This window comes from Amycolatopsis pretoriensis, from assembly GCF_900107925.1.
GTDB lineage: Bacteria > Actinomycetota > Actinomycetes > Mycobacteriales > Pseudonocardiaceae > Amycolatopsis > Amycolatopsis pretoriensis.
The window spans coordinates 483,121-497,465 of sequence record NZ_FNUJ01000006.1; the positions used below are offsets into that span (position 1 = coordinate 483,121).

Here is a 14,345-nt window from a genome sequence, read left to right on the forward strand (position 1 = left end):
AGACGGCACCGACAAGAACGGCCTCGAACACGGGTTCGGCGCCCATATTCACGCGGAGGCGTGAATATGGGCGCCGGTGTCACATCAATAGAACAGTTACTTCTTGTTCTTGCCCGAGTCCTCAGTGGACAGTGCCGCGACGAAAGCCTCCTGCGGGACCTCGACCCGCCCGACGGTCTTCATCCGCTTCTTGCCCTCCTTCTGCTTCTCCAGCAGCTTGCGCTTACGCGAGATGTCACCGCCGTAGCACTTGGCCAGAACGTCCTTGCGGATCGCGCGGATCGTTTCGCGGGCGATGATGCGCGAGCCGACCGCCGCCTGGATCGGGACCTCGAACTGCTGGCGCGGGATCAGCTCGCGCAGGCGCGTCGCCATTCGGTTTCCGTAGCCGTACGCCGCGTCCTTGTGGACGATCGCCGAGAACGCGTCCACCGTTTCGCCCTGCAGCAGGATGTCCACCTTGACCAGGTCCGCGATCTGGTCGCCGGCCTCTTCGTAGTCGAGGGACGCGTACCCGCGCGTGCGCGACTTCAGCGTATCGAAGAAATCGAAGATGATTTCCGCCAGCGGGATGTTGTACCGCAGCTCGACGCGATCCTCGGACAGGTAGTCCATTCCCAGCAGGGTGCCGCGTTTCGTCTGGCACAGCTCCATGATCGTGCCGACGAACTCCGACGGCGCGAGGATGCTCACCTTCGACACCGGCTCGTGGACCTCGGCGATCTTCAACCCCGTCGGCCAGTCCGACGGGTTCGTCACGACGACCTCGCTGCGGTCTTCGAGCACCACGCGGTAGATGACGTTCGGGGCCGTCGAGATCAGGTCGAGGCCGAACTCGCGCTCGAGCCGGTCGCGCGTGATCTCCAGGTGCAGCAGGCCGAGGAAGCCGCAGCGGAAGCCGAAGCCCAGCGCCACCGACGTCTCCGGCTCGTAGTCGAGCGCGGCGTCGTTGAGCTGGAGCTTGTCCAGCGCCTCGCGCAGCTCGGGGTAGTCCGACCCGTCCACCGGGTACAGCCCGGAGTAGACCATCGGCTTCGGCTCGCGGTAGCCCGCCAGCGCTTCCTTCGCGCCGTGGCGCTCCGACGTCACGGTGTCGCCGACCTTGGACTGCCGGACGTCCTTCACGCCGGTGATGAGGTAACCGACCTCGCCGACGCCGAGTCCCTTGCTGGGCTTGGGTTCCGGCGAGATGATGCCGACTTCCAGGAGCTCGTGCGTGGCACCGGTCGACATCATCTTGATCTTCTCGCGCGGCGTGATCTTGCCGTCGACGACGCGGATGTAGGTGACGACGCCGCGGTAGGTGTCGTAGACCGAGTCGAAGATCATCGCCCGGGCGGGCGCGTCGGCGTCGCCCTGCGGGGCCGGGACCGTCTTCACGACCTCGTCGAGCAGCTCGCCGACGCCCATGCCGGTCTTGGCCGAGACCCGCAGCACGTCTTCCGGCTCGCAGCCGATGATGTGGGCCAGCTCACCCGCGTACTTGTCGGGGTCGGCCGAGGGCAGGTCGATCTTGTTGAGGACCGGGATGATCTGGAGGTTGTTCTCCAGCGCGAGGTACAGGTTGGCCAGCGTCTGGGCCTCGATCCCCTGTGCGGCGTCGACCAGCAGGATCGCGCCTTCGCACGCCTCCAGCGCCCGGGACACCTCGTAGGTGAAGTCGACGTGGCCGGGTGTGTCGATCATGTGCAGGACGTGGTCCTGGCCGTCGACCTTCCAGGGCAGCCGGACGTTCTGCGCCTTGATCGTGATGCCGCGCTCGCGCTCGATGTCCATCCGGTCGAGGTACTGAGCGCGCATGGCCCGCTCTTCCACGACGCCGGTGAGCTGCAGCATGCGGTCGGCCAGGGTGGACTTGCCGTGGTCGATGTGCGCGATGATGCAGAAGTTCCGGATGAGCTCCGGAGGCGTGAAGGTGGTGTCGGCGAACTTGTTGAGCGCTGTCACTCGAATGAGTCCTCGGAAAGTCGGGGATGGCCACCTCTATGTTCCCATGGCCCTCCGGGTGCGGGTGGGGGTCATCCCCGATGCGGGGTTCCGCGATCCGTGGTGCCCTCGAAGTATGAGCACTTCGCACCAGCCGGCACCCCCTCCCCAGCCGGAGACCAGCGGCTTCGCCCGAGTTCTCGACCGTGCGTTCGGTCACCCCTCCGGCCCGCTCGGCCGCCTCGGCGGCTGGGTGATGGCGCGGGGCAACGCCGCCACCGAGCAGCGCGTCGTCGACCTGGCCCGGCTCGAACCGGACGACACCGTCCTCGTCGTCGGCCCCGGTCCCGGCGTCGGCCTGGACGCCGCCGCGCGGCTGGCCGGGCGCGCCATCGGCGTCGACCCCTCCCCCGAGATGCTCGGGCTCTGCCGCGAGCGCTGCGGCGACCGCGTCGAGCTGCGCGAGGGGTCGGCGGCGCACACCGGCGAGCCCGGCGGTTCCGTCGACGTCGTGCTGAGCGTGAACAACGTCATGCTGTGGGACGACCGCCGCGCCGGGTTCGCCGAGCTGTTCCGGGTGTTGCGCCCCGGCGGGCGGCTGCTGCTGTCCGCGCACGAGAAGTGGCTGCCCGTGAGCAGGCACGTCCTGGCCCACGAAGCCGCCGAAGCGGGCTTCGCCGACCTGCAAACCTGGACGTGGGAGCCGCCCGGCTTCGCCGCGCTGGCCGCGCAACTGCGCGCCGTCAAGCCCGCCTAGCGGGTGTCCACGCGGATGGGGTGGCCCTCGGGCACCTCGACCAGCACGATGCGCGTGCCGTCCGGATCGGCGATCCAGGCCTCGTCGAGGCCCCAGGGCTCGCGCTGGGCGTCCCGCACCGGCTCCAGGCCCCGCGCCTTGAGGCCGGCCAGCGTCCCGGCGAGGTCACGGACCTGCAGCCAGAGCACCAGGTCGGGTGACGAACCCGCGTCGCCCCGGCCGGAGACCTCCAGGGAACCGTGGCCGAGGAAGAACACGGTGCCGCCGGGGAACTCGCGCTCCACGGCCAGGCCGAGGGTGTCGCGGTAGAACGCCGTCGTCGCATCGACGTCACGAGGTCGGACGATCAGCCTGCTCTTCAGGACTTCCATCCGACCATCCCTACCGGACGTGCTCAGGCGGCCGCAATCGCGGCGATGCCGGACAGCACGATCACCGACCCCGCGAGGCGCCGGACGGCGTCGCGCTCGCCCAGCACCAGCCACGCGGCGACGCCGCCGAGCACGATGCTCAGCTCCCGCGCCGGCGCGACCAGGCTGACCGGCGCCATCGTCAGGGCGAACAGCACGAGGATGTAGGCGACCGGCGACAGCAGGCCGACGAGCAGCACTTCCCGGCGGTGCACGCGCCAGACGCGGCCGACCTCGGCGCGCCCGGCCAGCGCGGTGGGCCCGAGCATCAGGCTCTGCAGGATCGAGCCGAGGCCGAAGTAGACGACCGGCGGCACGCCGAGGCCGGTCACCGAGTGCGCGTCCCAGAGCGTGTAGCCGGCGATGACGGCCCCGGTCAGCAGGCCGTAGAAGATCCCCGCCTTCACCGCCTGAGGGTCTTCCGCCTTGCGGCCGGTGCTGATCACCAGCACCCCGGCGACGACGAGGAACGCGCCGAGCAGGCCGAGCGGGCCGGGCCGTTCGCCGAGCACCAGGACGGCGGCCAGCACCGACAGCAGCGGCCCGGTGCCCCGCGCGACCGGGTAGACGACCGACAGGTCGCCGACGCGGTACCCGCGTTGCAGGACGATGCCGTAGGCGATGTGCAGCACGGAGGTGACGACCGCGGCGAGCAGCCAGCTCCACTGTGGACGGTCGGCTTCGACGACGAGCTGCCCGACCGTGATCGGCAGCAGCACGACGGCACCGACGGTGTAGTAGAGCCAGACGAACTGGGTGCCACCGGAGGAAATCCGCTTGGCGGCCAGGTTCCAGCCGGCGTGCACGACGGCCGCGACGAGGACGAGGGACAGGGCGGTGGCGTTCATGGGACCCTTCGGGTTTTCGCGCGCGCGAAAACCGGGTCCTCCAGGCTTTTGCCCCGTCAGATGAACGACCGGCCGTCCGGGCCCGCCGATGGTGCCGCTCGGACCAGGCCCGCCGGCCCTGGTTGTGTGTCGGCTGCGCGGGCCGGCGACGGAACCCTAGGCACTGCCGTCACCCACCGTACTCCCGGTGCCGGACGCCCGCGGCCCGGCTGTTAAAGTGGTCGCTCGCTGCCCGTGCGGCATTCCGTCATGGAGGAAACCCGCTTTCGCGGGGCCACTTCAGCGCGGCGGCGAATCTCACCGAGTGAAACAGGAGCTGCCCTTATGGCCAACATCAAGTCGCAGATCAAGCGCATCACGACGAACGAGAAGGCGCGTCAGCGCAACCAGGCGATCCGGTCCTCGGTGAAGACCGCGATCCGCAAGGTCCGCGAAGCCGCCGAGGCCGGCGACAAGGCCAAGGCCGTCGAGCTGCAGCGCGACGCCGCCCAGAAGCTGGACAAGGCCGTCTCGAAGGGCGTCATCCACGCCAACCAGGCCGCCAACAAGAAGTCGGCGCTGGCCAAGCGCGTCAACGCGCTCTGAGCTGGTTGATTTCTGGGAAGGCCCCGGCTTCGGCCGGGGCTTTTTCCATGCCCGGGGTCAGCCTTTGGCGGCCGCCACCTCGAGGACGGCGCGCTCGAGCGCGTAGCCCGGGTCCGCCGCGACACCCTTGACCTCGGCGTTCAGGCGCGCGACGACGCGCATCGCCGTGGCCAGGCCGTCCTGGTTCCAGCCCCGCGACTGGCCCTGGGCCTTCCGGATCTTCCACGGCGGCATGCCCAGCTCGCCGGCCAGCTGGTTCGGGTTGCCGCGGCCCGCGCCCGAGACGCGGGCGATCGTGCGGACCGCGTCGGCCAGGGCGTCGGCCACGAGGACGTGCGGGACGCCCAGCTGCATCGCCCAGCGCAGCGACTCCAGCGCCGCCGAACGGTCGCCGCTGACGGCCTTCTCCGCGACCGCGAAGCCCGTCACGTCGGCGCGCCCGCGGTGGTACTGGCGGACGGCGTCGGCGTCGACCGTGCCACCCGTGTCGGCCACCAGCTGACTGGCCGCCGAGGAGAGTTCGCGCAGGTCAGAGCCCACCGCGTCGATCAGCGCGGCCACTCCCGCCGGGTCGATCTTGCCGCCCGCCCGGCGGATCTCGTGCCGCACGAACTGCTCGCGCTCGGCCGGCTTGGTCAGCTTCGGGCACTCCGTGATCTCGGCGCCGGCCTTCTTCAGCGCGGCGGGGAGCGACTTGCCCGCCTTGCTGCGGCCACCGCCGGTGTGCACGACGACCAGCACTACGCCGTCCGCCGGGTCCTTCAGGTACGCCGCGACGGCGTCGGCCAGCTCCTGCGAGATGTCCTGCGCCGACTCCAGGACGATCACGCGGCCCTCGCTGAACAGCGACGGGCTGACGAGTTCGGCCAGCTCGGGGGCTGTGAGATCGGACACCCGGACCCGGGTCAGCTCGGCCGTGGCGTCGATCGCGCGCGCCGCGGCGAGGGTCTCGCGGACGGCGCGCTCGATCAGCAGTTCTTCCTCGCCCAGGACTAGGTGCAGCGGGGCGGGGGCGGTGGCTTGCGCGGTCACGGAAGGATCCTCTCACTTGCGGTGTGCTGCGCCCGCTCCGGTGATGTCGAGCGGCCACCGTGGCACGGCGTGAGCGCCATGTCGTACGGTGTCCTGGAGGCGGCGCGTCGATCGGCGCGCACCGACAACCGAATACCGCTCATCCAGAGGGGCAGAGGGAACGGCCCGACGAAGCCCCGGCAACCGGCGTACAGCCCGTCATCCCGCGATCGCGGGGTAGCTGACGACCACGGTGCCAATTCCGGCCCGCTTCGGCGGGGCAGATGAGGAAAGGAACCTCGCGATGACCGCAACCTTCGGCACGACCTCCACCACGAAGACCCCGGATCTCGGTCCCGCCGTCGAACTGGTGTCGAAGGAAGAGGGTCACCGGCAGCCGCTCGCCCCGGAATTCGTCTCCGCGGAGGACTTTTCGCCGCTCGAGGTCGCCTACGACTTCGGCCGCGTCCGCCGTGAGGACATCGAGGCCGGCCCCAAGAACATCTGGCGCTACAAGAAGCTCCTCCCGGTTCCGTCCAACGTCGAAGAGATCCCGAACACCGAGCCCGGCGCGACCCGGCTGATCCGCGCCGACCGCCTCGCCAAGGAACTCGGCCTCAAGCGCGTGTGGGTCAAGGACGACACCGGCAACCCGACGCACTCGTTCAAGGACCGCGTCGTCGCCGTCGCGCTGGCCGCGGCCCGCGAGTTCGGCTTCGAGGTGCTCGCGTGTCCGTCGACCGGCAACCTGGCCAACGCGACGGCCGCCGCCGCGGCCCGCGCAGGCTGGCGGTCGGTCGTGCTGATCCCCAAGACCCTCGAGCGCGCCAAGATCCTCACCACCGCGGTGTACGACGGCGACCTGATCGCCGTCGACGGCAACTACGACGACGTCAACCGCCTCGCCACCGAGCTGGCCGGCGAGCACCCGAAGTGGGCGTTCGTGAACGTGAACGTCCGGCCGTACTACTCGGAGGGCTCGAAGACGCTGGCCTACGAGGTCGCCGAGCAGCTCGGCTGGCGCATCCCGCCGCAGATCGTCGTGCCGATCGCCTCCGGTTCGCAGCTGACGAAGGTGGACAAGGGTTTCCGCGAGCTGGGCCAGCTCGGTCTCGTGGACGCCAGCCCGTACAAGGTGTTCGGCGCGCAGGCGACCGGCTGCTCGCCGGTGTCGGCGGCGTTCCGCGCCGGCCAGGACGTGGTCCAGCCGGTGAAGCCGGACACGATTGCCCGCTCGCTGGCGATCGGCAACCCGGCCGACGGCCCGTACGTCCTCGACATCGTCAACCGCACCGGCGGCGCGATCGAGGACGTCACCGACGAAGAGGTCGTCGAGGGCATCCGGCTGCTGGCCCGCACCGAGGGCATCTTCACCGAGACGGCCGGCGGGGTCACCGTGGCCACGGCGAAGAAGCTCGTCGAGACGGGCAAGCTCGACCCGGACGCCGAGACGGTCCTCCTGATCACCGGCGACGGCCTCAAGACCCTTGACGCGGTCGAGAACCACATCGGCCCGAAGGCGACCGTGCCGCCGTCGGCCGCCGCGGTGAACGAGGCGCTCGGCTACTGACGTCCCCGCCGGGGGCGGCCCGCGCGGCCCGCCCCCGGCGAGTACCTCCTTTCGCGTTTGCCCGGGCCGCTAAGGTCGACACCCGCCAGGTGTCGGCTCGGTCCGGGAGGTTCGGAAATGCGGAATCTCCGCAAGCACTGGATGGTCACCGCCGACCGCGACGGCGAGGCCTTGCCGACGACGGTCGTCGCGAAGTGGCGCTGGTACAAGAAGGGCGCCCGGCGAGACCGGTTGCGGTACGGCGTCGTGGAAGTCGTCGCCCTCACCGGTTCCGCCGCGATCCCGGTGGCCGCCGCCGCTCACCTCGACTCGGTCGTCATCGCCGCGCTCGGGGCCGTCGTCTTGGTCGCGACCGGGATCCGGACCACGTTCGGCATGCACCAGAACTGGGTGGAGCACAGCCAGATCGGCTACGCGATCGAGCGGGAAGCCGCGTTGTTCCTCCATTCCGCACCGCCGTACGAGGGCGAGGACGCCGTCCGGGTGCTGGTCGCGCGCGTGGAAACCTTGGCCGAGGAGGGCGGGCAGCAGTGGGCTCGCCGCCGGATCACTTTCGAACGCGACCAGACCGACGAACGCGCCCGGAACACCGCCGTGAAGTGACCGCTCACCGCCGAGGCGGCCCCCGCGGCTCGCCTCGGCGCGCTATCGCCGTTCCGGCGACCACCGCGGTGTCGCCGTCCACGTCGGTCCGGGTCACGAGCGCGCCGAGCGCCCTCAACGTGTCCAATGTGGACTTGTTGGGGTGGCCGTAAGTGTTGCCCGCGCCGACGCTCACCAACGCCACCCGGGGCGCGACCGCCGCGAGGAACGCCGGTGACGAGTAACGCGAACCGTGGTGTGGCACCTTCAACACCTCCGCTTGCAGATCACCGACGTCGGCCAGCAGGTCCGATTGGGCCGCCAGCTCGACGTCGCCGGTCAGGAGCACCCGGCCGGCCGGGGTCCGCGCTCGCAGGACCACCGAACTGTTGTTGATCGTCGTTCCGTCCTGCGGGCCCGCCGTGTGGACCGGTACGTACCGCGGACCCAGTACGTCGAGCGTCAGGCCGGGCCACTCCAGGTGCTCCCCCGGGTTCAGCTCCGCCAACGGCACCCCCTGCTTCCTGGCCTCCGCGGCGACCTGGCGCCACGCCCACTCCGGCGCCCGCCCCGGCCCGACGGCGACCGCGCCGACCGACCGGCCCTCGAACACCGACGAGAGCCCGCCGATGTGGTCCGCGTGCAGGTGGCTCAGCACCAGCAACGGAATCCGCTCGACGGACAGCCGGTGCAGGCACTCGTCCACCGGTCCCGGCTCGGGCCCGGTGTCCACGACCACGGCCCGCCCGGGCTCCGCCGTCGCCAGCACGACGGCGTCGCCCTGGCCGACGTCGCACTCGACCATCGCCCAGTCGCGCGGTGGCCACGCCGGTGCGATCACCCGGACCGGCACGAACACCAGCAGTGCGCCGACGACCAAGACCGCCACGGCCAGCCGCACGCGCCGGTGCCGGACGGCCGGCACCAGCACCGCGAGCACCGCCGCCGCCAGCAGCCCGCCCACCCAGCCGCCGGGCCAGGCGACGACCGCGCCGGGTGCGCGCGCGCCGTGCCGCGCCACGGTGATCAGCCACCGGGCCTCCGCGTCGGCCAGGTGCACCAGGACCTTCCCGGCACCCGGCCACCACGGGCCGACCACCGTCGCCAGCACGCCGAGCACCGTCGCCGGAGCCACCACGGGTGCGGCGAGGACGTTGGTGAGCACCGAAACCAGGCTCACCGTGCCCGCCATGCCCGCGAGGACCGGCGCCGTCACCAGGAAGGCCGCCAATGGGATCGCCAGTCCTTCGGCGAACCCCGGCGGGACGCCGCGGCGCACCAGCGCCGCCGCCCAGCGGGGTGCGATCAGGACCAGCCCGGCGGTGGCGAACACCGACAGCGCGAACCCGAAGTCCGTGGCCATCGCCGGATCCGTCACCACGAGCACGCACACCGCGAACGCCAGCGCCGGCAGTGCCGAACCACGCCGCCCCAGCGCCAACGCCAGCAACGCGACCGCCGCCATCACGCCCGCCCGCAGCACGCTCGGCTCCGGACCGACCAGGACGAGGAACCCGGCCAGGCACGCGCCGGCCGCCACCGCCGACGTCCGCGGCCCGAACCGGAGCACGCGCAACAGGAGCAGGACCGCACCGCACGCCACCGCAAGGTTTCCGCCGCTGACCGCCGTCAGGTGCGCGAGGCCGGCGGTGACGAACTCCTGCTCGACCCGCGGCGACAACCCGCTCGTGTCGCCCAGGACCAGGCCCGGCAGCAGGCCGGCGGGTTCGTCCGGCAGGACCTGGCACAGGTCGTGGAGCCCGGCACGCAGCCCGGCCGCGGTCCGCTGCCACCACGGCGCCGGACCGGGTTCGCCCGGCGGGCCGCGCACGGACAGCACCGCGACGGTCAGGTCCGCGCCGCGCGGCGGCATCAGCAGGCCCGCCGCCGTCACGTCCTGCCCCGGGAGCAGTGCCGCCCACTGCGCGACCGGCGCCAGCAGCAGGACGCGCCCGGACGACGTGACCGGCCGGCCGTCGACCGACGCCGTGCGGACGTCGGCCGTCAGCACCACCGACCGGGCACCGGCCTGCTGGTCGGCGTAACCCGCGCTGCGCACGGGCTTCGGACGTTCGGTGACGACGACCCGCACCACCGCGGGCAACCCGTCGGCAGCGGCGACACGGAGGCCGTCCTGGTGCGCGTCCCGGATCCGCCACGCGATCGGGCCCGCGGCGACGAGTCCCAGCACCAGCAGGGCCGCGGCCGCGCCGAGCACCCGCGGACGGTCACGCGCCCGCCAGAGCACCAGCCCGGCGAGCACCACCGACGCGAGCCCGACGGCGACGGCCGTCCACCAGCCCAGCAGGAGGCCGCCGAGCGCGGCGAGCCAGCAAGCCAGTGCCGCCGGCACCAGCCGCATGTCCTGCCGGGTGTCGGTCGCGGGAAGCGTGCTCATCCGACCATCACCTGCTCCCGCAGCTTTTCGAACTTGCTTTCTCCGATGCCCGACACGTCACGCAGTTGCTCCACCTTTGTGAAGCCGCCGTGCTCGGTGCGCCACTGGACGATCCGCTGCGCGGTCACCGCGCCGACGCCCGGCAACGTGTCCAGCTGGTCCGCGCTCGCCGCGTTGAGGTCGACCTTGGCGCCCGCCGGGGCACCGGCCGTCGCCGCGGCGGGTGCCGGAACGCCGACCGCCAGCTGCTCCCCGTCGGTCACGCGGCGGGCGAGGTTCAGGGAGCTCAAGTCCGCGCCCGGTTCGGCGCCGCCCGCAGCCCGCAGCACGTCCGCGACCCGGGCGCCCTGGACCACGGTGACCAGGCCGGGCGACCGGACGCGGCCGATCACGCTGACGACGAGACCGGCCTGGGGTGACGCCCGGGCCGGCGCCTCGCTCGCCGGTTTCGCGCTCGGCAACGCCGGTGGTGACTCGGGCGCGGGACGGCCGCCCAGGAGCGCGACCGAGCCGAGGACGATCACCACGACCGCCGCGAAGACGCCGGCGAGCGCCCACCGGCGGCGGCCGGCACCGGCCGGTCCGCCCGGTAGCCAGCGCCGGACCAGCCGGCCGCCGGGCCCGACCGTGCTCTCGTCGGGCGAGAGCTGGTCGGCCAGCCAGGCGAGCCGGTCGTTGACGGGGAGGCCCGGATCCCGGGCGGGCTGCTCGAACACACGATCGACGTTAGGGCCCGCGGGGAGTGTCCGACAGGGGGTGCCGCCGCGTCCTGTGGACAACCGGGGTGATGTGGACGGATCCACCCCGCCCGGCCCGGGAACGGCCGTTTCCGTCGTACCCGGGTGGCATGCTGGAGGGTTCGGCGGCTAGCGCCGGGACGGCACCGTCCGCTGGACGACCACCCCGAGCACGCCGGGTCCGGTGTGGGCCCCGATCACCGCGCCGAGCTCGGAGACCACGCACCCCGCCGAGCGCGGCACCGCCTCTTCCAGCCGGTTCGCCAGCTCGACCGCTCGCTCCGGCGACGCGAGGTGGTGGACGGCGAGCTCGACGTCGTCGTCCTCCGCGGCCTTGGCGGCCAGCTCGACCAGTCGCGCGAGCGCCCGGTTCATGGTGCGGACCTTCTCCAGCGGCAGGATCCGGCCGTCCGACATGTGCAGCACCGGCTTGACCGCCAGCGCCGTGCCGAGCAGCGCCGCGGCCGGGCCGATCCGGCCCCCGCGGCGCAGGTGGTCCAGGGTCTCCACGACGAACAGCGTCGACGAGCAGCCGGCGGCGGTCACCGCCGCGGTCTCGACCTCGGCCGCGCCGGCCCCGGCGGAGGCGGCCGAAGCGGCGTGCAGCGCGGCGAACCCCAGGCCCATCGCGGTGGTGCGCGAGTCGACCACGCGGACCCGGTCGGGCCCGACCTCCTGCGCCGCCAGCACCGCGGCTTCCCAGGTGCCCGACAGCTCGCGGGACAGGTGCACGGACACGATCGCGTCGGCGCCGTCGGCCAACGCCGCACGGTATTCCTTCACGAACTCGGTGGGGGTCGGGCGCGACGTCGTGACGATCTTGCGCTGGCTCATGGCTTCCGCGACCGCCGCGGGACCGGTCTCGATGCCGTCGAGGGAGACCACGCCGTCGACCAGGACGTGCAGCGGCACCACCCGGACCGCGTGCCGTTCGGCGAAGCCCTCCGGCAGGTGGGCGGTGGAATCCGTGACTACGGCGACCGACACGCCGTCAGCCTACGTGCCCGGAGGCCGGCACCGGGGCCAGCAACACGGACATCGCCTCGCCCACCGCGGCGTGCCCCTTCCAGCCCCAGTGCATGCCGTCCGGGTTGCCCTCGCCGCTCAGGACGTGCTCCCCGACGACGGCTTCCAGGTCCAGCAAAGGAACTCGCGCCCGCTCGCCCCACGCCGCCATCGCGGCCGCGGCGGCCGGCCGCGCGGTGTGCACGCCGCCGTAGGCCGCGGCCCGGTGCACCGACGGCAGCCACCCGTAGATCGGCAGCTCGGGCCGCAGGACGCGCAGCGCGCCGACGGCGGTGTCGAGGTACTGCACGGTGAGCTTCGCCGGCAGCACCGCCGGACGGCCGCGGAAGGCGACGGAAAGCCGTGGCTGCGCGGACAGGTAGGCCTTGCGCACCACGCGGCGCACCGGGTCGGGCCGCAGGTACTTCAACCCCGTGCGCAGATAAGTCGGCAGCGGCGAGGGCAGCGTGTCCATGCTGCCGATCGCCAGGACGACCGCGTCGGCGTGGTGCAGATCGGCCCACACGCGCGGGTCGCCGGTCAGCGACCACCAGACGTCGCGGGCGGTCCAGCCGATCCCGGCGACCAGCTCGGCGGTGCCGTCCACCGCGGCGGCCGCGACGTTGGGCCACAGCCGCGGTTCGTCGGCGGCACAGGGTCCTTCGGGACCGTGAAAGCTCAGCGAATCGCCGAACACCAGCAGGCGCGGCCCCATCGGCTAGCCGTGCATCCCCGCGTTGTAGGCCTGCAGCCGCCACTTCCCGTCGCGTGCGCCCAGCTCGACCCAGTGGCAGTTCGAGATCCCGCCCAGCGACGGCCAGGTCTCCACCGGCAGGTTCAGCAGGTGCGCGGTGAGCGCCGTGATCAGCCCGCCGTGCGCGGCCAGCAGCACGGTCTCGCCCGCGCCGGAGTTGGCTTGCTGCAGGTCGGTGACGACTTCGCCGGCGCGGTCGGCGACGTCGAGGCGGTTCTCACCGCCCGGCGGTGCCCAGGTGGCGTCCCGGCGCCAGCGGGCGCGTTCACCGGGGTAGGCCTCGTCGACCTCGGCGCCGGTCAGGCCCTGCCACTCGCCGAGGTGCGTCTCGCGCAGCCGCTTGTCGATCCGCAGCGGGACACCGATCGCGTCGGTGAGCACGGTGGCCGTGTCGGTGGCGCGACGCAGGTCGGACGCGATCACCAGGTCCGGGGAGAACCGGGCCAGCGCGGGAACCGCGAACCGGGCCTGGTTCCACCCGCGCGGGGTCAGTGCCGAGTCCAGGTGACCCTGCATCCGCCCGGCGGCGTTGTAGTCCGTCTCGCCGTGGCGCCAGAGCACAAGCCGCCGCGGGCTCACGGGACGTCCGGGTCCTCGTCGGCGGGTGGCTCCTCGAGCCCGGCCACCTCGATGCGCGGGCAGTCCTTCCACAGCCGTTCGAGGCCGTAGAAGGTGCGCTCCTCGACGTGCTGGACGTGCACCACGACGTCGACGTAGTCGAGCAGGACCCAGCGCCCCTCGCGGGCGCCTTCGCGGCGGACCGGCTTGTGGCCGCTCTCGCGCAGCTTCTCCTCGACGTTGTCGACGATGGCGCCGACCAGGCGCTCGTTGGACGCGGAGGCGATGACGAAGGCGTCGGTGATGACGAGCTGCTCGGACACGTCCAGCACGACGACGTCGCTGGCCTTCTTGTCCGCCGCCGCGTGTGCGGCCGCTACGGCCAGCTCTCGTGCCTCGGACGTGGCTGCCACGGTGCTCCTTCTCAGATCGGGTTCGCCCGAGAAGAGTACCCGCCGCGACCAGGGGCCCTTCAGTCGCTCTTCCGGTAGAGATCCTTCTTCGCGATGTAGCGGACGACGCCGTCGGGAACGAGGTACCAGACCGGCTCCCCGCGTTCGACGCGATCGCGGCAGCCGGTCGAGGAGATCGCCATCGCGGTGACCTCGACGAGGCTCACCTTGCCGCTGGGCAGGTGGTGGGAGTTGAGCCGGTAGCCGGGCCGCGTGACGCCGATGAAGTGCGCGAAGTCGAACAGCTCGTCGGCCTTGTGCCAGGTCAGGATCTGCTCGAGCGCGTCGGCGCCGGTGATGAAGAAGAGCTGGTCGCCGGGGTACTCGGCGTGGAGGTCGCGCAGCGTGTCGACGGTGTAGGTCTGGCCACCGCGGTCGATGTCGACGCGGCTGACCGAGAACACCGGGTTGGACGCGGTCGCGATGACCGTCATGAGGTAGCGGTCCTCGGCCCTGGTCACCTGGCGGCTGGTCTTCTGCCAGGGCTGCCCGGTGGGGACGAAGATCACTTCGTCGAGCCCGAACCGGGACTGGACCTCGCTGGCCGCGACGAGGTGGCCGTGGTGCACGGGGTCGAACGTGCCGCCCATGACCCCGATCCGCCGTGGTGACATGACCGGAGAGCCTATACAGCCGCAGGCCGCGCGGCCGGGTGCTGTGGGACACCTCGCCCGACCGGGCCGGAGATGTGATTCAGGTCACATAACGGCCCGTATTCGTCGCGAACGGTCCGTTCGCGACGCCGCCGATTC

Annotated in this window: 15 protein-coding genes and 1 riboswitch; of the genes, 4 read left to right on the forward strand and 11 right to left on the reverse strand. The window is 72.1% G+C overall.

Annotation, left to right across the window (positions count from 1 at the left end; translation table 11 throughout):
* Positions 1-96: 96 nt before the first annotated feature.
* The gene (gene lepA, locus BLV96_RS28460) at positions 97-1,947 is read right to left on the reverse strand and encodes a translation elongation factor 4 (RefSeq protein WP_086678397.1); all 1,851 of its coding nucleotides are present in this window, start codon (positions 1,945-1,947) and stop codon (positions 97-99) included.
* Positions 1,948-2,062: 115 nt separating this feature from the next.
* Between lepA and BLV96_RS28465 the strand changes: the two genes are divergently transcribed.
* Positions 2,063-2,683, forward strand: a complete 621-nt coding sequence (locus BLV96_RS28465; RefSeq protein ID WP_086678398.1) for a class I SAM-dependent methyltransferase — start codon at positions 2,063-2,065, stop codon at positions 2,681-2,683.
* On the opposite strand, the gene BLV96_RS28470 is transcribed toward BLV96_RS28465, so the two are convergent.
* A complete protein-coding gene (locus tag BLV96_RS28470; RefSeq protein ID WP_086678399.1) occupies positions 2,680-3,054 on the reverse strand; it encodes a VOC family protein in 375 nt (124 codons plus the stop codon). The two genes, BLV96_RS28465 and BLV96_RS28470, sit on opposite strands and share 4 nt — an antisense overlap.
* Before the next feature lie 23 nt (positions 3,055-3,077).
* The gene (locus BLV96_RS28475) at positions 3,078-3,941 is read right to left on the reverse strand and encodes an EamA family transporter (RefSeq protein ID WP_086678400.1); all 864 of its coding nucleotides are present in this window, start codon (positions 3,939-3,941) and stop codon (positions 3,078-3,080) included.
* 324 nt (positions 3,942-4,265) lie between these two features.
* Here BLV96_RS28475 and rpsT point away from each other — a divergent pair, with 324 nt between their 5' ends.
* Positions 4,266-4,526, forward strand: a complete 261-nt coding sequence (gene rpsT, locus BLV96_RS28480; protein WP_013228460.1) for a 30S ribosomal protein S20 — start codon at positions 4,266-4,268, stop codon at positions 4,524-4,526.
* A gap of 57 nt (positions 4,527-4,583) precedes the next feature.
* Here the strand turns inward: rpsT and holA are convergent, their stop codons facing one another.
* Positions 4,584-5,558, reverse strand: a complete 975-nt coding sequence (holA, locus tag BLV96_RS28485) for a DNA polymerase III subunit delta (protein WP_086678401.1) — start codon at positions 5,556-5,558, stop codon at positions 4,584-4,586.
* A gap of 136 nt (positions 5,559-5,694) precedes the next feature.
* Positions 5,695-5,828: riboswitch (SAM riboswitch) on the forward strand.
* A gap of 13 nt (positions 5,829-5,841) precedes the next feature.
* On the opposite strand from holA, the gene thrC reads away from it, so the two are divergent.
* A complete protein-coding gene (thrC, locus tag BLV96_RS28490; RefSeq protein ID WP_086678402.1) occupies positions 5,842-7,107 on the forward strand; it encodes a threonine synthase in 1,266 nt (421 codons plus the stop codon).
* A gap of 117 nt (positions 7,108-7,224) precedes the next feature.
* A complete protein-coding gene (locus tag BLV96_RS28495; protein ID WP_086678403.1) occupies positions 7,225-7,710 on the forward strand; it encodes a DUF4231 domain-containing protein in 486 nt (161 codons plus the stop codon).
* Between the two features lie 4 nt (positions 7,711-7,714).
* Here BLV96_RS28495 and BLV96_RS28500 read toward each other — a convergent pair whose 3' ends face one another.
* The 7 genes from BLV96_RS28500 to nadD form a co-directional block, all read right to left on the reverse strand.
* Complete coding sequence (locus BLV96_RS28500; protein WP_086678404.1) at positions 7,715-10,087, reverse strand: DNA internalization-related competence protein ComEC/Rec2; 2,373 nt, start codon at positions 10,085-10,087, stop codon at positions 7,715-7,717.
* Positions 10,084-10,803, reverse strand: a complete 720-nt coding sequence (locus BLV96_RS28505; protein WP_086678405.1) for a ComEA family DNA-binding protein — start codon at positions 10,801-10,803, stop codon at positions 10,084-10,086. Before BLV96_RS28505 ends, BLV96_RS28500 begins: the two co-directional genes overlap by 4 nt.
* A 150-nt stretch (positions 10,804-10,953) precedes the next feature.
* Positions 10,954-11,811: a DegV family protein gene (locus tag BLV96_RS28510; RefSeq protein WP_086678406.1), complete on the reverse strand. Its 858-nt coding sequence runs from the start codon at positions 11,809-11,811 to the stop codon at positions 10,954-10,956.
* Positions 11,812-11,815: 4 nt separating this feature from the next.
* Complete coding sequence (gene octT, locus BLV96_RS28515; RefSeq protein WP_086678407.1) at positions 11,816-12,544, reverse strand: diglucosylglycerate octanoyltransferase; 729 nt, start codon at positions 12,542-12,544, stop codon at positions 11,816-11,818.
* A 3-nt stretch (positions 12,545-12,547) separates the two neighbouring features.
* On the reverse strand, positions 12,548-13,162 hold the full coding sequence (locus BLV96_RS28520) for a histidine phosphatase family protein (protein WP_086678408.1): 615 nt from the start codon (positions 13,160-13,162) through the stop codon (positions 12,548-12,550).
* Positions 13,159-13,554: a ribosome silencing factor gene (gene rsfS / locus BLV96_RS28525; protein WP_003067112.1), complete on the reverse strand. Its 396-nt coding sequence runs from the start codon at positions 13,552-13,554 to the stop codon at positions 13,159-13,161. Before rsfS ends, BLV96_RS28520 begins: the two co-directional genes overlap by 4 nt.
* A gap of 59 nt (positions 13,555-13,613) precedes the next feature.
* Entirely contained in the window at positions 13,614-14,183 is a 570-nt protein-coding gene (gene nadD, locus BLV96_RS28530) for a nicotinate-nucleotide adenylyltransferase (protein WP_244180565.1), read from the reverse strand.
* Between the last annotated feature and the right edge of the window lie 162 nt (positions 14,184-14,345).

What these genes read in the sequence shown, in the direction of transcription:
- BLV96_RS28465 (WP_086678398.1), top strand. Translation starts at nt 2,063, where the DNA reads ATGAGCACTTCGCACCAGCCGGCACCCCCTCCCCAGCCGGAGACCAGC.
- BLV96_RS28470 (WP_086678399.1), bottom strand. Translation starts at nt 3,054, where the DNA reads ATGGAAGTCCTGAAGAGCAGGCTGATCGTCCGACCTCGTGACGTCGAT.
- BLV96_RS28475 (WP_086678400.1), bottom strand. Translation starts at nt 3,941, where the DNA reads ATGAACGCCACCGCCCTGTCCCTCGTCCTCGTCGCGGCCGTCGTGCAC.
- rpsT (WP_013228460.1), top strand. Translation starts at nt 4,266, where the DNA reads ATGGCCAACATCAAGTCGCAGATCAAGCGCATCACGACGAACGAGAAG.
- thrC (WP_086678402.1), top strand. Translation starts at nt 5,842, where the DNA reads ATGACCGCAACCTTCGGCACGACCTCCACCACGAAGACCCCGGATCTC.
- BLV96_RS28495 (WP_086678403.1), top strand. Translation starts at nt 7,225, where the DNA reads ATGCGGAATCTCCGCAAGCACTGGATGGTCACCGCCGACCGCGACGGC.
- BLV96_RS28500 (WP_086678404.1), bottom strand. Translation starts at nt 10,087, where the DNA reads ATGAGCACGCTTCCCGCGACCGACACCCGGCAGGACATGCGGCTGGTG.
- octT (WP_086678407.1), bottom strand. Translation starts at nt 12,544, where the DNA reads ATGGGGCCGCGCCTGCTGGTGTTCGGCGATTCGCTGAGCTTTCACGGT.
- nadD (WP_244180565.1), bottom strand. Translation starts at nt 14,183, where the DNA reads ATGGGCGGCACGTTCGACCCCGTGCACCACGGCCACCTCGTCGCGGCC.